The sequence below is a fragment of the Cobetia sp. 10Alg 146 genome (assembly GCF_029846385.1).
Classification (GTDB): domain Bacteria; phylum Pseudomonadota; class Gammaproteobacteria; order Pseudomonadales; family Halomonadaceae; genus Cobetia; species Cobetia marina.
This window is the reverse complement of the sequence record NZ_JARWKT010000006.1, coordinates 216,462-238,121: the sequence shown is the minus strand read 5'-3', so window position 1 is coordinate 238,121 and position 21,660 is coordinate 216,462. Positions and strand designations below refer to the sequence as shown.

16 protein-coding genes are annotated in these 21,660 nt (G+C 61.3%); 4 read left to right on the top strand and 12 right to left on the bottom strand.

The window, feature by feature from the left end; all coding sequences use genetic code 11:
* Window positions 1-17: 17 nt before the first annotated feature.
* The 6 genes from QD172_RS12675 to QD172_RS12650 all read right to left on the bottom strand — a co-directional run bounded on the left by QD172_RS12675 (window position 18) and on the right by QD172_RS12650 (window position 8,380).
* Window positions 18-1,373, bottom strand: coding sequence for an anti-phage deoxyguanosine triphosphatase (locus QD172_RS12675; protein WP_279855901.1), 1,356 nt, complete (start codon window positions 1,371-1,373; stop codon window positions 18-20).
* 386 nt (window positions 1,374-1,759) lie between these two features.
* Window positions 1,760-3,334 (bottom strand): glutamine-hydrolyzing GMP synthase, encoded by a 1,575-nt coding sequence (gene guaA, locus QD172_RS12670; RefSeq protein WP_077379004.1) that lies wholly within the window; start codon window positions 3,332-3,334, stop codon window positions 1,760-1,762.
* A 165-nt stretch (window positions 3,335-3,499) separates the two neighbouring features.
* Complete coding sequence (guaB, locus tag QD172_RS12665; RefSeq protein ID WP_077379374.1) at window positions 3,500-4,969, bottom strand: IMP dehydrogenase; 1,470 nt, start codon at window positions 4,967-4,969, stop codon at window positions 3,500-3,502.
* A gap of 263 nt (window positions 4,970-5,232) precedes the next feature.
* Window positions 5,233-6,264, bottom strand: a complete 1,032-nt coding sequence (locus QD172_RS12660; protein ID WP_279855900.1) for an ABC transporter substrate-binding protein — start codon at window positions 6,262-6,264, stop codon at window positions 5,233-5,235.
* A 59-nt stretch (window positions 6,265-6,323) separates the two neighbouring features.
* A complete protein-coding gene (locus QD172_RS12655; RefSeq protein WP_279855899.1) occupies window positions 6,324-7,712 on the bottom strand; it encodes a sensor histidine kinase in 1,389 nt (462 codons plus the stop codon).
* The gene (locus QD172_RS12650; RefSeq protein WP_077378999.1) at window positions 7,709-8,380 is read right to left on the bottom strand and encodes a response regulator; all 672 of its coding nucleotides are present in this window, start codon (window positions 8,378-8,380) and stop codon (window positions 7,709-7,711) included. The genes QD172_RS12655 and QD172_RS12650 overlap by 4 nt, the downstream gene beginning before the upstream one ends.
* Window positions 8,381-8,559: 179 nt before the next feature.
* Between QD172_RS12650 and QD172_RS12645 the strand changes: the two genes are divergently transcribed.
* From QD172_RS12645 to xseA, 4 genes are all read left to right on the top strand, one after another.
* Window positions 8,560-9,585 carry a tripartite tricarboxylate transporter substrate binding protein gene (locus QD172_RS12645; protein WP_255304463.1) on the top strand — a complete coding sequence of 342 codons (1,026 nt, stop codon included), beginning with the start codon at window positions 8,560-8,562 and terminating at the stop codon, window positions 9,583-9,585.
* Window positions 9,582-10,022, top strand: a complete 441-nt coding sequence (locus QD172_RS12640; protein WP_084209370.1) for a tripartite tricarboxylate transporter TctB family protein — start codon at window positions 9,582-9,584, stop codon at window positions 10,020-10,022. The genes QD172_RS12645 and QD172_RS12640 overlap by 4 nt, the downstream gene beginning before the upstream one ends.
* A gap of 18 nt (window positions 10,023-10,040) precedes the next feature.
* Window positions 10,041-11,543, top strand: a complete 1,503-nt coding sequence (locus QD172_RS12635) for a tripartite tricarboxylate transporter permease (protein WP_279855897.1) — start codon at window positions 10,041-10,043, stop codon at window positions 11,541-11,543.
* A 161-nt stretch (window positions 11,544-11,704) separates the two neighbouring features.
* Window positions 11,705-13,075, top strand: coding sequence for an exodeoxyribonuclease VII large subunit (xseA, locus tag QD172_RS12630; RefSeq protein ID WP_279855896.1), 1,371 nt, complete (start codon window positions 11,705-11,707; stop codon window positions 13,073-13,075).
* Between the two features lie 202 nt (window positions 13,076-13,277).
* Here the strand turns inward: xseA and glrR are convergent, their stop codons facing one another.
* From glrR to QD172_RS12600, 6 genes are all read right to left on the bottom strand, one after another.
* On the bottom strand, window positions 13,278-14,645 hold the full coding sequence (gene glrR / locus QD172_RS12625) for a two-component system response regulator GlrR (protein ID WP_127736341.1): 1,368 nt from the start codon (window positions 14,643-14,645) through the stop codon (window positions 13,278-13,280).
* 121 nt (window positions 14,646-14,766) lie between these two features.
* The gene (locus QD172_RS12620; protein ID WP_279855895.1) at window positions 14,767-15,333 is read right to left on the bottom strand and encodes a hypothetical protein; all 567 of its coding nucleotides are present in this window, start codon (window positions 15,331-15,333) and stop codon (window positions 14,767-14,769) included.
* 44 nt (window positions 15,334-15,377) lie between these two features.
* Entirely contained in the window at window positions 15,378-16,874 is a 1,497-nt protein-coding gene (locus tag QD172_RS12615) for a HAMP domain-containing sensor histidine kinase (protein WP_077378985.1), read from the bottom strand.
* Window positions 16,875-18,009: 1,135 nt separating this feature from the next.
* Window positions 18,010-19,320, bottom strand: coding sequence for an amino-acid N-acetyltransferase (argA, locus tag QD172_RS12610; protein ID WP_279855894.1), 1,311 nt, complete (start codon window positions 19,318-19,320; stop codon window positions 18,010-18,012).
* A gap of 313 nt (window positions 19,321-19,633) precedes the next feature.
* Window positions 19,634-20,917, bottom strand: a complete 1,284-nt coding sequence (locus QD172_RS12605) for an inorganic phosphate transporter (protein ID WP_077378980.1) — start codon at window positions 20,915-20,917, stop codon at window positions 19,634-19,636.
* Window positions 20,918-20,958: 41 nt separating this feature from the next.
* On the bottom strand, window positions 20,959-21,639 hold the full coding sequence (locus tag QD172_RS12600; protein WP_077378976.1) for a TIGR00153 family protein: 681 nt from the start codon (window positions 21,637-21,639) through the stop codon (window positions 20,959-20,961).
* Window positions 21,640-21,660 lie beyond the last annotated feature (21 nt).

Sequence of the window (21,660 nt, the reverse complement as noted above, 5' to 3'; positions counted from 1 at the left end):
TATAACTAATCCTAAAATTACAACCTATCAAAAATAGAGCCCGACGACGGTGTAAATATTTTATGATATAAACGTGTGGCATAGTCATCAGTTGTGCCAGCTATATAATCACTAATTATACGCAAATTTTGATTTTGATTATTATACATTTCGAAATATTTCTTAGGAAGTAATCTTTGGGGGTTGTTTGAAATCACATCAAACAACTTAACTACCATTTGCTGCCCTTTGTATTCTAGTGTTTGTACTTCCGGAGTGCGAACTACATTACTCATGATAAATTCTTGAAGTATATTTAATTCCTCCTTAGCATTGGGACAAAGAACAGCTTCTAAATCTAGTAAATCGTGTGAAAACTTACCTAAAAAAATCACTTCCACCCTTACAATAAAGTGATGGACTAATTTACTAATTGCTTGCTTCCTAGTCTTGTTCTCTCCCGAGAAAAGTAACTTGGTTAGAGACAATATTTCTTCTGAAAGAGGATAAGATTTTAATGGATCAGTCATCTTATCAACAACTTGTTTATTCCATAGGGACTCATCAACTAGACGTAATGCAATAGCATCTTCAAGGTCATGTACACCATAAGCTATATCATCAGCCAATTCCATAATACTAGAATCAAAAGACTTAAATACAGATTTACTATGATCCCCCTTCTTATTCTTGTACTCCATAAACATTTCCCGATCATTAGTAAAGGGCCTGAGAATCCAATCTACTTGATCCTTGTCACAATCGTAAATGCACTTAGGGGGCTTAAAAGAATCTAGATTAATAGCACTAGAATCAGAGGCGTTATATTTGAATTTATTCACCACATCATTATGGAAGGATGGATACTTTATTAAACCTAATAAGGTGCGTCTCGTAAGGTTTAGCCCCTCACCCTCTGAATACTCACCGAGTTTAGTACAAATTCTTAGCGTTTGTGCATTTCCTTCAAAGCCTCCAGAATTATGCATAGAATAATTGAGTGCGACTTCTCCCCCATGCCCGAAGGGCGGGTGCCCGATATCATGAGCCAATCCAATTGATTCAATCAGATTTTGCTCTGGTATTAAGTTATAAATAGCCCAATACTCATCACCAGCGTATTTGCTTTTAAGGTATTCAGCAATACCACTGCCGATTTGAGCCACCTCAAGGGAATGAGTTAACCGAGTCCTATAAAAATCACTTTCGCCCAAGCCCAAAACTTGAGTTTTACCCTGCAGTCGTCGAAAAGATGCAGAGTGAATAATTCGGGCGCGATCTCTCGAAAATTGATTACGATTGAAACCACTATCACTAGCATTCTTAAATCTCTCTTCCCACATAAACACCTCTGTTATTTTTTTAATCATACGATAATAATAGTCATATTCCAACTAAAGCCATTAGGCAAGACACACCTAACAAAGACCCACCATTACTTATTAATGGTTGCTCCCATTCAGCATATTTTTTATTAAATCAACCAAATGTTACTCGTACCAAAACACATTAATAATCTCAGAATCCAAGATAGTCGATGACCATATCCATAAATATAGTCTAAAGTAGATTTTAATAACACAAATTTTTATACAATGCCGTCCTAGCCTATAAGGTTGAAAAAGATCATGCATTGCAGCTCTTACAGACAAAAACAAAAAAGCCCTTCCGGCCAATGGCCAGAAGGGCTTTTTGCTTGCTGCGTTCTCGTCTCGATCAGCTCAAGAGACCGTCTCGACAGAACGCTACCTCAGCTCAGCGAGGGGGGATCGTCAGGCGATCACTCCCACTCGATGGTGGCCGGCGGCTTGCTGCTGACGTCATAGGTGACGCGCGAGACGTGCTCCAGCTCGTTGATGATGCGGTTGGAGACCTTCTCCAGCAGCTCATACGGCAGGTGCGCCCAGCGGGCCGTCATGAAGTCGACGGTCTCGACGGCACGGATACCGATGACCCACTCGTAACGACGGCCATCGCCAACGACGCCGACGGACTTGACCGGCAGGAAGACGGCGAACGCCTGGCTGGTCTTGTGGTACCAGTCGAAGTTGTGCAGTTCTTCGATGAAGATGGCGTCGGCTTCACGCAGGATATCCGCGTATTCCTTCTTCACTTCACCGAGGATACGCACGCCCAGACCCGGCCCCGGGAAGGGGTGACGGTAGACCATGTCGTAGGGCAGGCCGAGTTCGAGGCCGACCTTGCGGACTTCGTCCTTGAACAGTTCGCGCAGCGGCTCGACCAGTTCCATCTTCATGTCGTCCGGCAGGCCGCCGACATTGTGGTGGGACTTGATGACGTGGGACTTGCCGGTCTTGCTGGCAGCGGATTCGATCACGTCCGGGTAGATGGTGCCCTGGGCGAGGAAGTCGACGTCCTTGAGCTTGGCGGCTTCGGCATCGAACACTTCGATGAAGGTGTTGCCGATGGCCTTGCGCTTGGCTTCCGGGTCACTGACACCCTTGAGCTTGCCGAGGAAGAGGTCTTCGGCGTCCACACGGATGACCTTGACGCCCATGTGGCGAGAGAAGGTTTCCATGACCTGGTCGCCTTCGTTCTTGCGCAGCAGGCCGTTGTCGACGAAGACGCAGGTCAGCTGGTCACCGATGGCCTTGTGCAGCAGCGCCGCGACCACGGAGGAGTCGACGCCGCCGGAGAGGCCGAGCAGCACCTTGCGGTCACCGACCTGGGCGCGAACGCGATCGGTCAGGTCTTCGATGATCTTGGCCGGGGTCCACAGGCGCTCGGACTGGCAGATCTCGATCACGAAGTGCTCGAGGATGCGCTGGCCCTGCAGGGTGTGGGTGACTTCCGGGTGGAATTGCACGCCGTAGAACTGCTTCTCTTCCCACGCCATGGCGGCGATCGGGCAGCTCGGGGTGGAGGCGGTGACGGTGAAGGTCTCCGGGACCTTCGCGACCTTGTCACCGTGGCTCATCCAGACGTCGAGCAGCGGGCGGCCTTCGTCGTCCAGGTGGTCCTTGATGTCCTTGAACAGCGCGGACTCACCATCGACACGAATCTGGGCATAGCCGAATTCGCGCACGTTGGAGCCTTCGACCTTGCCGCCGAGCTGCTCGGCCATGGTCTGCATGCCGTAGCAGATGCCGAACACCGGCAGACCCATCTCGAACACGCACTGCGGCGCACGCGGCGAGTCCAGCTCGGTCACGGATTCCGGGCCACCGGCCAGGATGATGCCGTTGGGGTTGTACTCGCGGATCTCTTCCTCGGTGATGTCAAAGGCACGCACCTCGGAGAACACGCCCAGCTCACGCACGCGACGTGCGATCAGCTGAGTGTACTGGGAGCCGAAATCGAGGATCAGGATCTTGTGGGAATGGATGTCTTGCATCTTCAGTCTCTCATTGGGGAGTCATGTGACCCGCTTCGGAGCTGCGAGGGAGCGCGGGGTCGACACAATCTGGCGCCGAGAATAGCCGAGACCAGAAGTTTCTTCGACCTAAGCAAAGCGGGAACCCGTGTAGGGCTCCCGCTTTGCTTCGCGCTTCGCTATGTCTCAGTCGCGCCGATAGTTGGGCGCTTCCTTGGTGATCTGCACGTCGTGGACGTGGGATTCGGCGAAGCCGGCACCGGTGATCTGCACGAATTGCGGCTTGGTGCGCATTTCTTCGATGGTCTGGCTGCCGGTGTAGCCCATGGAGGCACGCAGGCCGCCCATCAGCTGGTGCACGATGGCGCTCATCATGCCCTTGTAGGGCACGCGGCCTTCGATGCCTTCCGGTACCAGCTTCTCGACGCCGGCGTTCTTGTCCTGGAAGTAACGATCGCTGGAACCCTGGGTCTGGGACATGGCGCCCATGGAACCCATGCCGCGATACGCCTTGTAGGTACGGCCCTGGAACAGCTCGACTTCACCCGGCGCTTCCTCGGTACCGGCGAGCAGGCCGCCGATCATGACGATGCTGGCGCCTGCGGCGATGGCCTTGGCGATGTCACCGGAGAAGCGGATACCGCCATCGGCGATGACCGGCACGTCGTACTTGGCCATGGCGGCCGCGACGTTGGCGACGGCGCTCATCTGCGGCACACCGACACCGGCGACGATGCGCGTGGTGCAGATGGAACCCGGGCCGATACCGACCTTGACGCCGTCCGCGCCGGCTTCTGCCAGGGCGATGGCGGCTTCGGCGGTCGCGATGTTGCCACCGATGACCTGAATCTTCGGATGATGCTCCTTCACCCAGGCGACGCGGTCGATCACGCCCTTGGAGTGACCGTGAGCGGTGTCGACGACGATGACGTCAACGCCGGCTTCGGCGAGAGCCGCGACGCGGTCCGGGGTTTCCGGGCCGGTGCCGACGGCGGCACCGACCAGCAGGCTGCCGTTGCTGTCCTTCGCCGCGTTCGGGTAGGTCTTGACCTTCTCGATGTCGCGAACGGTGACGAGACCGCGCAGGCGGAATTCGTCATCGACGATCGGCATCTTCTCGATGCGGCTTTCCTGCAGCTTGGCCTTGATCTGTTCCAGCGGCGTGCCTTCCAGCACCGTGACCAGCTTGTCGCGGCCGGTCATGATGCCGGCGACGGTATCGCTGAAGTCAGGCTGGAAGCGCATGTCGCGACCGGTCACGATGCCGACCAGGTATTCACCCTCGACCACCGGGAAGCCGGAGTAGCCATGCTCCTCGGACATCGCCAGCAGATCCTGGATCTTGGCCTTCGGGCTGACAGTGACCGGGTCACGCACGATGACGCTCTCGTGCTTCTTGACCTTGCGGACTTCCGCGGCCTGCTGGGCAATGCTCATGCTCTTGTGGATGATGCCGACACCACCTTCCTGCGCCATGGCGATGGCCAGGCGAGCTTCGGTGACGGTATCCATCGCAGAGGAGATGAGCGGGATATTGACGCTGATGTCGCGTGTGAGACGTGATCTCAGGCTGACGTCCTTGGGGAGGACCTCGGAGTAGCCGGGGACGAGAAGAACGTCATCAAACGTCAGAGCTTCTTGCGCTATACGTAGCATGTCGAACGCCCAGTAGCAGTTTATGAGGGATGCGCGAAAGCCGCAGTGCAGGGCCCGATGGACGGGCGCCATGACTACGGTTCTAGCGGTTGCTGCGAGGTAATCACCCATGATAACCCATTCGCCCCACTCGAGACAAACGTCGCAGGCTATCAATCTCGCGATTTCGTCCCCCCCTGACATTAACCATCTGGTCAACTAGAGCCCCGTACGACGTGGCCTGCGGCGGGATGCGCCGGGATGCGCCGGCGGATGCGCTGGCGTCAGGGGGTCGGCGTACCGCCGGAGTAGGCATCGAACCAGCGGTCGAGAAAATCGTGACGACGCGCCGTGTCCAGCATGCTCAGAATCGAGGCGTCCAGAGGCTGCGGGTAGAGCCGCTGGCCGACCTGATCCCGCAGCGACTGGGCGGTGTAGGGGCCGGTGATATCCGTGCGGATGCTGTAGAGCGGTGTCTCGCCCGCCAGCACATGCTGCCCTTGCCGTCCGATGAGGAAGTCCATGAAGGTTCGCGCAGCCTCCGGATGCGGAGCATCGCGGTGGATGAAGGCGGTGCGCATGGAGATCAACGCATAGTCAGTGGGCATCTGCACGATGACCTCAGGGTGGGACTGTGCCCAGCGGATGGCGTAGGACCCCAGCAGGTTGTACCCCAGCCAGTAGCGGCCATCGCTCAGGCCTTCCAGCATGCGCTGCGTGCTGGTCTCGAGAGTGGTGTCGACCTGTCCGAGCGCCGCGACCAGTTTCCAGAAGCGTCCTGAATAGTAGGAATCCTGAAGATGGAGCGCGTATCCCAGTGCGCTCTTCGAGGGCGAATAGGCCACGACTCGCCCCGTCAGTGTCTCGGCATGCTCCGTCAGCAGGTTCAGTACGTCGGCATGCGAGGATGGCGGCATCATTCTGGTCGCGAGATCCAGCCGGTAGGCCATCACGATGGGCTCGAAGGTGAAGGCGAAGATTTCATCGCGCCACTTGGCCCACTCGGGCCATTGCCTTGCAGCCTCGCTGTCCAGTCGCTGGGCCAGTCCTTGATTGACCAGCGCCACCTGCCAGGGCATCGCCGAGCTGATGATGATATCGGCCCCCGCGTCGTCCTGAACGGCCAGTGCATTGAGCGTCATCGTCGTGCGATCGTGATAGACGATCTCGATGGCGGGATACTGGCGCGCGAAGGCCGCCAGCAAGGGCGCCGCGACCTGGCGATCCATTGCCGCTTCAATGACCAGGCGGTCCTGGGCCGCCATGACTGGCCTGGCAGCCAGGAGGATGGCGAGACCTGCCCACAGGGCCAGCACCAGGCAACTCGTGACTCGGCGGGCCCCTGGGGTGGCGCGCAGCCTGTCAGACATGAGGTTCATGACGGCCACCTCGGAAAGCGGATGCGAATGCACAGCCCTCCCACATCGCGATTGGTGACCTGCAAGTCAGCCTGATGGCGCAGGGCAATCGTCTCGACGATCGCCAGCCCAAGTCCCGAACCGTCGGTGTCCTGACGCCCTGCGCGCTCGAAGGGCTGACAGAGTCGTTCCAGCATCTCCTTCGGCACACCGGGGCCGTTGTCCTCGATGCTGAGCAGCACGCTATCGTCATGGACAGCAAGGCGCAGGGTGATCTCGCTGCCGGGCGGGGTGTAGCGCAACGCATTCTCGATCAGATTGCCGATCAGTTCGCGCAGCGCCCACGACTCGCCAATCACGCAGACCGGCGGTGCAGGCAGTTCGGCCAGCCCCAGGTCATGCTGGCGCGCGAGATCGTGATCGACCCATTCCAGCACCACGCCGCGAAGCAGTTCACCGAGATCCAGCGCATCCTGCTCGGTGGGCAATGCCAGGTGACGCAGCCGCGTCAGGTTCAACAACTGCCCCGCCAGGCGACTGGTGCGTGCAGCGCTGGCGTGGATATCCCCGAGCGCTGCGCGCCATTCGTCAGGTGATGAGCTCGTCAGCGCGAACTCCGCCAGATTCTGCACTCCCGCCAGCGGCGTGCGCAGCTGGTGGCTGGCATCGGCGGTAAAACGCAGCAACGCATCGCGGGATTCTCCCTGACGGTGGAAAAGCTGCTCCAGCGTCTCGACCAGCTCGCGCATCTCTTCCGGCATGGTGCCCTCCAGCGGCGTGGCATCCTGCGGCTGACGCCGACGCAACTGATGCCGCAGACGCTTGAGCGGTGTCAGCGCCAGCCTCAGCGTGATCAGGATCATCACCACCGCCAGCACCCCCATGATGAGCATGCGGCCCGTGGCTCGAATCATCAGCTCGCGCGCCAGCTGCCGGCGTCCTTCGGTGGTATGTCCGACCCAGAGCTGCACACGAAATTGCCGCTCCCAGCCTGCGGAACGCACGCTGCGCGCGTGCAGCCGCCACGTGACGCCCTGATAACGGATGTCCTGCCAGACATCCCTTTCTCCAGCCTCGCGCAGCATCTGCGGGGTTAGCGGGATCTCGAGGTTGCTGGCCAGTACTTGCCCCTGATCATCCAGCAGGCGGTAGAAGACACGTTCCTGATGTCGTGTGGAGAGAATCTTGAGGGCAGCCGGCGGCATCATGATGCGCGGCTTGTCATCCTGCCACTGGATGGCTTCTGACATGGCCAGCAGCGCATCCTCGAGCTGATTGTCGAAGGCGCGCTGGGCCGAGCGCTGACTGGTGACCCAGGCATCGATCAACACGAGCCCGCCGACGATGAGCATCATGCTCAGCATCCACCCCAGCAGGCGATTGCGCAGCTTGCCGTGGATGATCATCCGGCGTCTGTCATCTCGAGACGATAGCCCAGCCCACGCAGGGTACGGATCTGTATCTCACTGCCTGCCAGGCGCTTGCGCAGCCGACTGATGTAGACCTCCAACGCATTCGAGCCCACCTCGCCATAGCCGAATACCTTGCCTTCGATCACCTCCCGCGACACCACCTTGCCGGCGTGCAGCATTAGGCTTTCCAGCAGCAGACGCTCCCGTGGTGGCAGATCCAGCGTCGCGCCCACCAGCGTGAAAGTGCCGCTGCGGGTCGACATGGCAAGCGGACCGAAGCGAAGCGTGTTGTCACTGCGCCCCTGACTGCGCCGCAGCAAGGCCCGCACACGGGCTTCCATCTCCACCAGCGAGAACGGCTTGGCCAGGTAATCATCGGCACCAAGATCCAGTCCACGCACCCGGTCATCCACCCCATCCCGCGCCGTGATGATCAGCACCGGCGTCAGGTCATTGCGCTGACGCAACTCCGACAGCAGGTCCATGCCCTGCCCATCCGGCAGGCCGAGATCGAGCAGGATCAGATCAAAGCCGCCCTGGCGCGCCGCGTCCCGTGCAGGTGCCAGAGTATCGAAGACATCGATGGCATAGCCCAGCGTCGACAGACTGCGCTGCAGGGTGCGGGAAATGAGGGGATCATCCTCGACGACGAGCAGGCGCATGCATCCAAAGTCTCAGTAAGGGGAAGGGAAAGTGACAGGTTGATGAAAGGTCGCGCTCCTACCATGCCGGTATCGCAACTACCGCTGCGATATACCGATCAGACAGCGCCACCCTGTCGCCATGAACATAAAGCAAAAGGCGCTGTGAAGACAAAAACAACAGCCATCAGGAGCACACCATGCGCCAGTCCCGACGCCTGCCCTCTTCCCTTCGCGACATCACGCCGTTGCGCCTCGCCGCCGCCATGGCAGCGCCGCTCGCGCTGGCCGCGGCAAGCCTGGTCGCCATGCCCGCCGCCGCGGCCGACAAGAGCGAATGCATCGCCCCGGCCAAGCCCGGCGGTGGCTACGACCTCACCTGCCGCCTGGCCGCCAATGGCCTGCTGGAAACCGGCATCATCGACTCGCCGATGATGGTCACCTACATGCCGGGTGGCATCGGTGCGGTCGCCTACAATCACGTCATCGGGGTACGCAGTGATGACCCCAATCTGGTCGTGGCCGCCAGCACCGGTGCCGCCGTCAATCTGGCGCTGGGCAAGTTCGGCAAGTTCAGCGCCGATGACGTCCGCTGGGTTGGCGCACTGGGGGTCGACTATGGCGCGGTGGTCGTCAATGCAGACGCCCCGTGGCAGACCCTCGATGAACTGATGCAGGACCTCAAGGCACATCCCAGCGAGATTCCCTTCGGCGCCGGCGGCACCATCGGCAGCCAGGACTGGATGAAGGCCGCGCTGATCGCCAAGTCCATCGATGTCTCGCCGCGCAAGCTGCGTTACGTGTCCTTCGAGGGCGGCGGTGAAGCGCTGGCGGCACTGCTGGGCAATCACATCAAGGTCTATACCGGTGATCTGTCCGAGCTCAAGTCCCAGCTTTCCAGCGGCAAGATTCGCGTACTGGCCGCGCTGTCCGAAGAACGCATGGACGGCGCCTTCGCCGAGATTCCCACTGCTGCCGAACAGGGCTATGACGTGACCTGGCCGATCTGGCGTGGTTACTACATGGGCAAGGACGTCAGCGATGCCGACTACGACGCCTGGGTCGAACGCCTCAAGCAGTTGAGCGAAAAACCGGAATTCGCCGAGATCCGTGAAGCGCGCGGTCTGTTCCCGATCCAGAAGTTCGGCGCGGATTTTGACGATTACGTGAAAGGCCAGGTCGCCGACTTCAAGACCCTCGCCAAGGAAGTGGGACTGACAAAATGAGACTCGCCGCCGATCGCATCCTGGGCTTCGCCCTGATGGGACTGGCGGCGTTCATCGTCGCCCAGTCCCTGAATATCGAAGTGCCCTTCGCCTACGACCCGGTAGGCCCCAAGGCCTTTCCCATCGGCCTCTCGATCCTGATGGCCATCTTCTCGCTGGTGCTGATCCTGCGTCCCGGCCCGGAAGGTGACTGGCCATCCGCCAGCGTGATGCTGCAATTGGGGCTGGTGATGGTGATCCTGATCGCCTTCGCCTTCTTCTTCGTGCGCCTCGGCTACCCCATCACGGCCGTCGCCGCCATCACCGCCATCGCCCGTCTGTTTGGTGCCCGCTGGCGCGCTGCCTGCGTGACCGGGGTGCTGATGGCCGGCGCAAGCTACGTGCTGTTCACCGCCGTGCTGGAAATCTCGCTGCCGACCGGGCTGTGGTTTTCCTGATTCCGAGAGGGCTTTCTCATGTTTGATTTCATCCTCCAGGGCTTTGGCGTCGCACTGACGCCACTCAACCTTGGCCTGGCCTTCAGTGGCGCACTGCTGGGCACCTTGTTCGGTGCCTTGCCGGGCATCGGCCCCATCAACGGCATCGCCATTCTGATGCCGCTGGCCTATACCCTCGGCCTGCCGGCGGAATCGGCACTGATTCTGCTCGCAGGCATCTATACCGGTGCCGAATACGGCGGCCGGATGTCGAGCATTCTGCTCAACGTGCCGGGGGATGCCGGCGCCGTGATGACCACCCTCGACGGCTATCCGCTGGCCAAGCAGGGCCTGGCGGGACCGGCACTGGGCATCTCGGCGATCAGCTCCTTCGTCGGTGCCAGCATCGCGATCCTGGGTCTGACCCTGTTCGCCCCGATGCTGGCCAAGGTGGCCGTGCAGTTCGGTCCGGCGGAACTGTTCACCATGATGGTGTTCGCCTTCGCGTCCATGTCGGTGATGATGGGCAAGGACCCGGTCAAGACGGCGCTGGGCGCCATTCTCGGCGTGCTGATCGGCACCGTCGGCGTCGATTCCGGCACCGGTATCCAGCGCTTCACCTTCGATATCCCCGACCTCTACGACGGCATCGACTTCGTGGTGCTGATCATCGGCATGTTCGCGATCAGTGAAATCCTGCTGATGCTGGAAAGCCGCCTGCAGCATGGCAAGACCGGCGCCCTGCCTGTCATCGGCCGCGTCTTCGTGACGATAAAGGAAATCCTCTACTGCAAGGGCGCCATGCTGCGCTCCGGCCTGCTCGGCTTTTTGATCGGTGTGCTGCCGGGTACCGGCGCCTCGGTGGCGGGGGCCGTCTCCTACACCACCGAGAAACGTGTCAGCGACAAGAACAATACCTTCGGTACCGGCGACATGCGTGGCCTGGCCGCGCCGGAAGCCGCCAACAACGCGTCCGCAGCGGGCTCCTTCGTGCCGATGCTGACCCTGGGCATTCCGGGCTCCGGCACCACCGCCGTGCTGCTGGGCGCGCTGATGCTCTACAACATCACGCCCGGCCCGATGATGTTCAGCGAGCATCCCAAGGTCGCGGGCGGGCTGATCGCCTCGCTGTACATCGGCAACATCGTGCTGTTGCTGCTCAACCTGCCGCTGGCCGGCTTCTTCGCGCGCGTGCTGACCATCCCGCGCTGGGCACTGGTACCGGGCATCGTCATCCTGTCCTTCGTCGGGGTCTATCAGCTGCATTCCGACATGGGGGCCATCTACCTGATGCTGGGCATCGGCGTGCTGGGCTACCTGCTGCGCAAGCTGAACTTCTCGCTGGCCACCATCGTGCTGGGCTTCGTGCTCGGCGGACTGATGGAAGAGAATCTGCGTCGTGCCCTGGCCATCAGCGGTGGCGACAGCAGTATCCTGTGGCAATCGGGCATCTCGCAGGGCCTGTGGCTGGCCTCGCTGTTGCTGCTGCTCGGGCCTTTCCTGCTGTCACGACTCGGCAAGCGCAAGACGCGTACAGCCTGAGCAAGGCACCCCGTGTGGCACCCCCCAAGCCCCCGTTCTCCCTCAGGAGTCCGGGGGCTTCTTGGTGGCGGACTCCCCGCCTGTGGCATCATGGCCCTCTCCATCTACCAGACAAGCTCCGCCACGGATTCCCCCACAAGCCCTCACACAAGGATTGCCGCGTGTTCGAAACATCGTCTGCCGCCGATGCCATCAGCGTCACCCAGCTGAATCGTGAGTCCAAGCGCCTGCTGGAGCGAGGCTTGGGGGAGCTCTGGATCGAGGGGGAAATCTCGGGTTTCTCGCAGCCACGCTCTGGCCACTGCTACTTCACGCTCAAGGATGACAACGCCCAGGTGCGTTGTGCGCTGTTCAAGAGCCGCGCCCAGTTTCTGCGTGAGAAGCCCAAGGATGGTGACCGGGTGCGGGTGCGCGCCAAGGTGTCGCTGTTCGAGGCGCGTGGCGACTATCAGTTGATCGTCGAGGCGCTGCAGCAGGCGGGGCTGGGGGAGTGGCTGGCGCGCCTGGCGCGCCTCAAGGAGCAGCTGGCAGCCGAGGGCGTGTTCGCCAATCAGCGCGCCCTGCCCCACCCGCCGCGCCATCTGGGGGTGATCACCTCCGCGACCGGCGCGGCGCTGCAGGACGTGATCGCGGTGACCCGCAAGCGCTGGCCTCAGGCACGCCTGAGCGTGCTGCCGGTGGCGGTGCAGGGGCCACAGGCGGTACCCCAGCTGATTCGTGCGGTGGCGATGGCCAATCGCGACAGCGATTGCGATGCGCTGCTGATCACGCGGGGCGGCGGCAGTCTCGAGGACCTGTGGGCCTTCAATGACCAGCATCTGGCGCGCGCGATCTTCCACTCGCGCCTGCCGGTGGTGGCGGCCATCGGCCACGAGACTGACACAACACTGGCGGAACTGGCCGCCGACCTGCGCGCGCCCACGCCATCCGCCGCCGCCGAGGCGCTGTATCCGGATCAACGTGCCCAGATGCAGCAGCTGGCTGCCCTCACGCAGCGCCTATGGCGTGCTCAGCGCGGACGGCTCGATCAGGCGGCACAGCGACTGGATCACGCCCGCTCGCGCCTGCGCCATCCGGCGCGCGAGCTGCAGGCCCAGCGCCAGCAAGCCCGTGAACTGGAGCGCCGCCTGCACGCCGCAGTGCGCATGCGCATGACCAGTGAGCAGCAGAAGGCCGACCAGCTGACCCGCCGCCTGCAGCAGGCCAGCCCCGCACGTGATATCCAGCGCCATCGCCAGCAGCTGGCGATGCTGACAACACGCCTCGACAATGCCCTGCCGCGCCGGCTGGCAGCGGATCGTGAGCGACTGGAAGGCGCGATGCGCGCACTGAACGCGGTCAGCCCACTCAACGTGCTCAACCGCGGCTATGCCATCGTCGAGCGCGTCGGCGGCAGCCAGACGCCGGCAGCGGACGACAGCAAGGTGATCCGCGCCGCCCATCAGACCCAGCCCGGCGAGATGCTCTCGATCCGCCTCGGCGAGGGCCGTCTGGCCGTCGAGGTCAAGCGCCGCTACAAGCCCAGGCCCTGAGTACCTGATCGGCACTGATGCGCCACCAGACCGAAAAAAGCCCCGCTACCGGAACCGGTAACGGGGCTTTTTCATGGGCGGCTCACGTCAGATACACCGGACCGCTCTTGATCACTCGCCTTGCGCACCACTCACACTGACACGCGTGAACGGCTACGCAGGTCTTGACCCTGGTCTTTCGCGCAGCTTCGGGCGCGCTGGATCAAAAATCAGGCGGACCCTGCTCGGCGCCCGGCTTGAAGGCGCCCGGCTCCAGATCATGACGTCCCAGCAGCTTGTAGAAATCGGTGCGGTTGCGCCCGGCGATCCGCGCGGCCTGGGTCACGTTGCCTTCGGTGATCTTGAGCACCTTGATCAGATAGCTGCGCTCGAAACCGGCACGCGCCTCGGAGAAGGACGGCAAGGCGTTCTCTTCCGCGGCCAGCGCCTGGGAGACCAGCGCTTCCGGAATCATCGAGGAGCTGGTGAGCGCGACACACTGCTCGACCACGTTGACCAGCTGACGCACGTTGCCCGGCCAGGCACTGGAGGCCAGCAGATTGAGCGCTTCCGGCGAGAAGCCCTTCACGAACGGCTTGTGGCGGGCAGCCGCCTGGCTGATCAGGTACTTGGCCAGCAGCGGCACATCCTCGGCACGCTCGCGCAGGGCGGGCAGCTTGAGATTGACCACGTTGAGGCGGTAGTAGAGATCTTCGCGGAAGTCGCCGTCATGCATCGCCTTGTCGAGGTTGCGGTGCGTGGCGGAGATGATGCGCACATCGATGGGCACTGACGTCGTGGAGCCCAGCGGGCGGATCTGACGCTCCTGCAGCGCACGCAGCAGCTTGACCTGCAACGCCAGCGGCATGTCGCCGATCTCATCGAGGAACAGGGTACCGCCATCCGCTGCCTGGAACAGGCCCTGGTGCGCGCTGACCGCACCGGTGAAGGAGCCCTTGGCGTGACCGAACAGCTCGCTTTCCAGCAGTTGCTCCGGCAGCGCGCCACAGTTGATGGCGACGAAGGGGCGCGAGGCACGCGGGCTGGCGTTGTGGATGGCCTTGGCCATCAGCTCCTTGCCGGAGCCGGACGGGCCGGTGACCAGCACGCTGACATCGGAAGCCGCGACCATGCGTGCCTGCTCGAGAATCTGCTCCATCTGCGGGGAACGCGTGATGATGCCGGCACGCCAGGCATCGTCACCCTCCTTTACGGGCGGTGCCTGGGCCAGCGCCTCGTCGATGGCCGCGAACAGCTCATCCTTGTCGACGGGCTTGGTCAGGAAGCTGAACACGCCCTGACGAGTGGCACTGACGGCATCCGGGATCGAGCCATGCGCCGTGAGCAGGATGACCGGCATGCCCGGCTGACGCTTCTGCAGCTCGCCGAACAGCGCCATGCCATCCATCTCATCCATGCGCAGGTCAGACAGCACCAGGTCAGGACGCGCCGCCTCCAGACGGCTGAGCGCCTCACGGCCGCTACTGGCGGTGGTGACCTTGAAGCCACGGCTTTCGAGACGCATGCCGAGCAGCTTGAGCAGACTTGCATCGTCATCCACGAGCAGAATATGCGCTTGAGCGTATTTCACACTAACTCTCCTTGCGGGCCTGTCGCTCGGAAATCCCTCCGACGTCAGTCCCGCACAGTCTTGCGTCATGCAGCCGGTTGGGCCAATGACAGTTCGTGGCCAGACACGCCCGGCATCGGATTCAGGGCGTGGTCTGACGGCGAGAATTGATGGCTTCCTCGATGGCGGTCAGCGCCTCGAGCTTCTTGCTGAGCTGGGCGTTCTCGGCACTCAGCTTGCGGCGGACGCCTTCGCTCTTGTCGCGATCCGCGATCAGGCCGCGACGTTCCTCCAGCCCGTTGAGCCACTGGCGCAGCAGCGGCTGCAGACGACTCGGCGCGGTGGGCAGGTCCGCCTTGTAGAGGTCAGAGGCCAGTTTCCAATCGGACTCGTCTCCCCAGCTGAGCACGATGGCACGCGCCAGACGACGGTCATGGCGGTTGCCTTCCAGCTGCATCAGGGTGCTGTCGCGCCACTGATCGTTGCCGCGTTGAGCCTGCAGCGCAAAGGCGACCCACTCATCCAGCAGGCAGTTTCCTTCCTTGAAATCGGGCAGATCGCCCGCCCCATGACAGCTGTCCTGAACGCTGGGAGTATCGGCGACGTGTTCGTTGCCCGGCAAGGTGATATTCGACAGGGCGCCACAGGCACTGAGCAAGCTGACCAGCATGCCGGTGGTGATTCCCGTCAACAGTCGTTGACCCTTCATCACTTCTCTTCCTTGCGTGTCTGATGGCACTCTCGGGTGCCATTTCATGTGGTATGGGGTGCACTGTCACCCCCCAGCAGGACCTGCTCACCTTCCTGACCAGAGGAGGGTGAGCGGCTGGGGGTCGGCAAGGTCAGGCGGAAACAGACGTCGGCCTTGGCGTCCTCCACCAGCGCTAGTTGACCAAACTGGGCGCGAGCACTGTCGGCGGCCACCGAAAGACCGATACCGGAGCCCTTGAGCGGCCCCTTGCGCTTCACCGCGCCCTGATAGAAGGGCTGGAACAGGTGATCGCGGTCCTTCGGAGCGATCGGTTCGCCGCTGTTGGCGACCTCGATCACCAGCTGGCGACGCTCCTTGCGCGCCCTCAGCCATAGATCGCCGCCATCTTCCCCATAGGCGATGGCGTTGGAGATCAGGTTGTCGAGAATCCGGCCGGTACGCGGACGATCCGCCTCCCAGCTGAGGCTGGCGGGTGGCAGGTGCACGCGCATGCCCTTCTTCTCCAGTGCCAGGCGGTGCTTTGACAGCACTTCCTTGAAGACTTCGTGCACATCGAAGCGGCTACGTTCGAGCCCCTGATTGTGTTGCAGCAGATTGTAGTCCAGGAGCTGCTCGATCAGCTTCTGCAATTCCTTGCTGGAGTCATCCAGCAGGCCAAGAATTTCCATCTGATGCGGACTGAGCGGGCCGGCGACCTCATCGATCAACAGGCCGGTGCCTTCACGGATGCTGGCCAGCGGTGTCTTGAGCTCATGCGACATGTGACGCAGGAACTGCTGCTTCTGCTCTTCCAGCTCATCCAGGCGCGCCGCCAGCCAGTCGAGACGCTCACCCAGCTGGACCAGCTCGGCGGGCCCCTTGATGAGCGGACCCTCTCGGTCGGTGCCGCTGCCGAGACCATTGATGCGCCGCTCCAGCTGACGGATGGGACGAATGATCAGCCAGGTGAAGAACAGCATCAGCAACAGACTGATGGAGACGAGCGCGGCCGTCTGCCACCACAGTTGAGTCTTCACCTGGGAGGCGCGCGCACGAATGCCCTCGATGCGGGCATCGACGAGTTCACGGGTGGAGTTCAGAAGGCCGCTGGCCTGGATGGAGAAGGGACCGAAGTCCTCGAGATGACTGCTGACCTGCGCCACGCTCATCTCGGGCATGCGCTCGAGTTGCGACAGCGAGCCCTTGAGTTCGCTGACGCGCGGGTCTCCCTCGCCCAGCAGGCGCGCCTGCTCGTCCAGCAGCTCGCGGAAGGCACTGGCCTTGTCAGCGTAGATCTTCATCAGATCCGGATTTTCCAGCACCGCGTACTGGCGTGCGCTGCGCTCCATCTCGACGGCGAGATTGGTCAGGGTGCGGGCTCGGCGAGTCTGGTCAACCGCCTGGCGAGCGCTGACATCGGCCAGCTCCGAGAGCTCGGAGAGTGCCTGACCCGCCTGGAACATCAGCACTGCAATCGGCAGCATCACCACCATGAATGCCATCAATACCAATTGAAGCAGAGAGCGGGGGCGCCAGTGCCGTGTCACCTTGGAGGCCATTGAAAGAACTCTATGCAGGAAAGGGGTGGTCATCATCGAATCACGTCTTCCAAGGATACCAGAGTTCGCCAGCGCCCATCGCGGTTGCCAGTTCGTTAATCAATATGATTCTGATTTAATTCATCCCCGCTCGACGACAGAAACCGCGCCCGGGCAGGTGTCGTGGATGATTCACTTGACCCATCCTCGTGAAACGCACAAAAAGAGGGCCGGCAAGAGCCGGCCCAAGTACGCAGGGAACTGAAGGGTCAGTCATCACGACGAATGCCTGTTACCTGGAGAGCAGACCTCCATCGTGATTGCTGGGCCTGACAGGTGGTCTGCCTGTCGCTGGCCCGGGAGTCGCCAGTGCCACCTGGTGGTCGTTCCAGGTCAGTTGACACTCGCCTCGGACAGGGTCCGAGCTCCCTATCGGATACATCACAGGGGGGCGATGCATCGCAATGCTTGCGGCGCTCGCCGGGCACTTCCCGGCGCTCACCTGAATTCTGGGGATGGCGGTGACGGATCAAGCATCACCGCATCCAGTATCGGGCATCCATGCCCGGGCATCCTTGCCCTAAAGATACTTTCCATGCCCTCTGGGGGCCGTACCTGTCTCATCGCAACCTGAAGTCACACATCGCGTGGAGCAGACGCTTGGCCTGTCAGCGATCACGGAGCGCACAGGGTAGTGAGTACCGTCATCGCTGGAAGGCCGGAGAAAATGTCCATTTTCATGGGCACTCTCTCGTGCTCAACATGACTATTGCCAACGCCGTGCCAATAACCGCAAAACACATTCAAAAACAATGACTTGAAAAGACACAAAAACCGGAATCGGCGTGGATTCCCACGCACGAGACGTGAAACGATGAAATACACGTCCCTTTCGTCGCAAAATGCCAACAGTTATCGTTGGTATCCGATTTTCTCCTTCCATATCAATCAATTGAAACGTCTCTTTTGCAAGACATCGCGCCACTCACTGATCCAGAAGTGCGACATCGATCCAGAAGCGCGGCATCTTGCCGAAATTTCCTGCGTATCATGCGCAAGACCCCCGTCAGTCACCTGAAAGTTCAGGCGGCTGACGGGGGTCGAGAGTCTTGAGGGCGACGGCAAGCGTCTTGAGCGCCACGTGCTTGGGTCGTGACTAGAGCGCCTTGATCAGCACCTTGGAATTGCGCGCGGAGTTGTAGATCTCTCGTCGAATCGGCGGGAGGTCATCCAGGCCGGCCGACACGAAGCCGTGCTCGATGAACCAGTGCAGGGTATGCGTGGTCAGCGCGAACAGATGCGTGAGGCCACCACGCCGTGCACGCACCTCGATCTCGGCCAGCAGCTGCTCACCCCGCTGGCCACGCCGGTAGTCATCATGCACGGCCACGCAGGCCAGCTCACCCATGGCAGCGTCACGACTGACATGCAGGGCTGCACAGCCAATGATCATGCCGTCACGCTCGAGCACGACATAGTCGTCGATCTCGTGCTCGAGGCGTTCACGCGAGCGAGCGACGAGGATACCGCGCTGCTCCAGCGGCCCCAGCAATGCCAGCAATCCTCCGACATCCTCCAGGCGTGCCTTGCGCAGCTGTTCGTAGCCCTGGCGGGTGATCATGGTGCCGATCCCGTCGCGGGTGAACAGCTCGCCCAGCAACGCATCGCGATCCCGCCAGCTGAGCAGGTGAGTGCGACCGACGCCGCGCCGCGCCGCACCGCAGGCCGCGGCCAGATGACGAGACAGTTCGCTGTCATCCTCGCGTGGCGGTGCCAGGGCGGCGGCCTGTTCAGGGTTGAGCTGACGCAACAGTACGCCATGCTCATCGAACAGTCCCTCCCCTTCTCCCAGCAGGATCAGCTTGTCGGCGGCCAGCGCCACGGCCGCGTGCTCGGCCACCTCGGCCGCATCGAGGTCGAAGACTTCGCCGGTGCTGGAGAAGCCCAGCGGCGGCAGCACCACGATGGCCTGCTGGGAAAGCAGCCCCTGGATGGCCTCGCTGCGCACCCGACGCACCTCGCCACCGTGCAGGAAGTCGACGCCCTCTCGCACGCCCAGCGGCTTGGCCATCACCAGATTGCCCGACACGGCGGAGAGCTCGACACCATGCAGCGGGGTATTGGGCAGCCCCAGCGACAGGCTGGCCTCCAGGCGCAGGCGCAGCGTGGCGACCTGCTGCTCCAGATGCGCGAGGATGTCACGGGTGACGACCCAACGCCCCTGATGACGCTCGGCCTCGATTCCCACCCCCTCCAGCGCTTCCCTGACCTGCGGACGCACGCCGAACACCACCACCAGTCGCACGCCGAGGGTGTGCAGCAACGCCAGATCCTGAATCAACTGCGTTCGTCGTGAGGAAGACAGCGCATCGCCTTCGATCAGAATGACGAAGGTGCGCCCACGGTGAGCGTTGATGTAGGGAGAGGAGTTGCGAAACCAGTCCGCGAAGGGAAAACGCGTGTTCAAGAGCCAGCTCCGTGCAGGAGGGAGGAAAATGACATGTCAGGCATGCCCATGAATCATCATATCAGCGCCGCAGCCTGCACGGCGAGCGACGCCCCTGACATCCATGCGGCCTAAACGAGAAAGGCGACCCGAAGGTCGCCTCTCTTGTTTTTCAAAAACGTTTTTTCAAAAACGTTTTTCAAGTGCGTCTTGCCGATACATCTTGCCGATGCGTCTTGCCGATGCGTCTTGCCGATGCATCTTGCGTGTTTCTCTCATGCAGCGCCCTGTCGCACACCCCGTCGCAAGCCCGGGCGCTGAGGCAGATGTCGGCTTAGCCAAACATGCCCTTGAACATGAAGAAGAACAGGATCGACAGGATCGCGCCGGCCGGCAGAGTGATCAGCCAGGACATCACGATGGTACCGATCACACGCAGGTTGAGCGCTGCCATGCCGCGCGCCAGACCTACCCCCAGCACCGCACCGACGAGGGTGTGGGTGGTGGAGATCGGCAGGCCGGTGCCGGAGGCCAGCACCACGGTGGAGGCCGCTGCCAGGGTGGCCGCGAAGCCACGAGACGGGGTCAGCTCGGTGATGCCGGTACCGACGGTGGCGATGACGCGGCGACCATAGGTGACCAGGCCGACGACGATACCGCCGCCACCCAGCACCAGCACCCACCAGGGCATGCTGGCCTTGGCGCCGATCTGACCGGCGGAATCGACGACACTGATGATGGCTGCCAGCGGACCGACCGCGTTGGCCACGTCGTTGGAGCCGTGGGCGAAGGCCATGGCACAGGCGGTGAACATCATCAGCAGGCCGAAGACCTTCTCGACGCCGCTGAAGTCGAAATCATCCCCGGTGGCGCGATTCTTCTCCTTGAGGCGAGAACGCGCGACCTTGCGCTCCATCAGCACGCCGATCCCCATCACGATGGCACCGATGACGACGGCCAGCAGCAGGCTGGACTCGAAGCTCAGGTGCAGCCCGACATGCTTGAGGCCCTTGACCATGGTCACCATCGAGATGATGAAGCCGACCAGGAACATGTACATCGGGACATAGCGCTTGGCGGCCGCGAACGGGTCTTCATTGTCGAAGATCAGCGTCTGCACGGACTTGAACAGCACGAAGGCGATGGAGCCCGCCAGCAGCGGCGAGACCAGCCAGGAGGCCGCGATCTGACCGACCTTGGGCCACTCGACCGCATCCACGCCGAGACCCGCCGCCGCGAAGCCGACGATGGCACCGACGATGGAGTGGGTCGTGGAGACCGGCCAGCCCTTCATGGACGCGATCAGCAGCCAGATACCGGCGGCCAGCAGTGATGCCAGCATGCCGTAGACCAGGAACTGCGGATTCTGGATCAGCAGTGACGGGTCGATGATGCCCTTGCGGATGGTATCGGTGACTTCACCACCAGCCAGCCAGGCACCGAGGAATTCGAAGATCACGGCGATGACGATCGCCTGCTTGATGGTAATGGCCTTGGAACCAACCGAGGTACCCATGGCATTGGCGACATCGTTCGCGCCTACACCCCACGCCATGAAGAAACCGAATACGCAGGCAAGGATGACGAGCACATCGCCGTATTGAGCAATGATGGACATTAGGGAACTCTTGAGCAGATGGCAGGACGTCCTGACAGCGCTTAGCGCGCCATCAGGATCTGCAGTCGGGTACCGACCTTTTCAGCTTGATCGGCGACATCGCCGACCCAGTCGATAATCTTGTAGAGGAAGATCACGTCGACCGGTGGCAGAGCGGCTTCCAGCGAGAACAGGGTCTGGCGGATCGCGATCTGCTGTTCGTCGGACTGCTTCTCGAGCTCATGCAGCTCATTGATCAGCTTGTCGACCAGCTCGCTCATGTTGCGCCCGAAGCCGGACTCGACAAGATCTTCCAGCTCGCCCAGCGCACGGCGCGCCTGGCAGACCGATTCGACCGCAGTCTTCAGATACTCACGCATGGCGGGCACCAGCGCGGTGGGTATCTGCATGTGGCGACCCAGCATGATGCCGGCGATATCCTTGGTGACGTTCGCGATGGAATCCTGGACATGGATCAGCTCGAGAAGGTCGGAACGGGATACCGGCAGGAACAGCGAATTGGGCAGATTGAGACGCAGCTGCGTCTTCAGTTCGTCCGCTTCACGCTCCAGCTTGCTGATGGTCTGACGAATGCTGGCCGCCTGATCCCAATCACCCTGTTCGCAGGCGTCGAAGAAGGTCAGCAAGTGCTGGGCACAGTCGTCTGTCTTGATGATGTGGGTGTGCAGCGCCTTGAAAGGCGAGCGCCCGAACATCGAAGAGAAAGGGTTGGTCGTTACCATAGTGGCCGTCGGCGTTAAGGA

What these genes read in the sequence shown, in the direction of transcription:
- guaA (WP_077379004.1), bottom strand. Translation starts at nt 3,334, where the DNA reads ATGCAAGACATCCATTCCCACAAGATCCTGATCCTCGATTTCGGCTCC.
- guaB (WP_077379374.1), bottom strand. Translation starts at nt 4,969, where the DNA reads ATGCTACGTATAGCGCAAGAAGCTCTGACGTTTGATGACGTTCTTCTC.
- QD172_RS12655 (WP_279855899.1), bottom strand. Translation starts at nt 7,712, where the DNA reads ATGATCATCCACGGCAAGCTGCGCAATCGCCTGCTGGGGTGGATGCTG.
- QD172_RS12650 (WP_077378999.1), bottom strand. Translation starts at nt 8,380, where the DNA reads ATGCGCCTGCTCGTCGTCGAGGATGATCCCCTCATTTCCCGCACCCTG.
- QD172_RS12645 (WP_255304463.1), top strand. Translation starts at nt 8,560, where the DNA reads ATGCGCCAGTCCCGACGCCTGCCCTCTTCCCTTCGCGACATCACGCCG.
- QD172_RS12640 (WP_084209370.1), top strand. Translation starts at nt 9,582, where the DNA reads ATGAGACTCGCCGCCGATCGCATCCTGGGCTTCGCCCTGATGGGACTG.
- QD172_RS12635 (WP_279855897.1), top strand. Translation starts at nt 10,041, where the DNA reads ATGTTTGATTTCATCCTCCAGGGCTTTGGCGTCGCACTGACGCCACTC.
- QD172_RS12620 (WP_279855895.1), bottom strand. Translation starts at nt 15,333, where the DNA reads ATGAAGGGTCAACGACTGTTGACGGGAATCACCACCGGCATGCTGGTC.
- QD172_RS12615 (WP_077378985.1), bottom strand. Translation starts at nt 16,874, where the DNA reads ATGGCCTCCAAGGTGACACGGCACTGGCGCCCCCGCTCTCTGCTTCAA.
- QD172_RS12605 (WP_077378980.1), bottom strand. Translation starts at nt 20,917, where the DNA reads ATGTCCATCATTGCTCAATACGGCGATGTGCTCGTCATCCTTGCCTGC.
- QD172_RS12600 (WP_077378976.1), bottom strand. Translation starts at nt 21,639, where the DNA reads ATGGTAACGACCAACCCTTTCTCTTCGATGTTCGGGCGCTCGCCTTTC.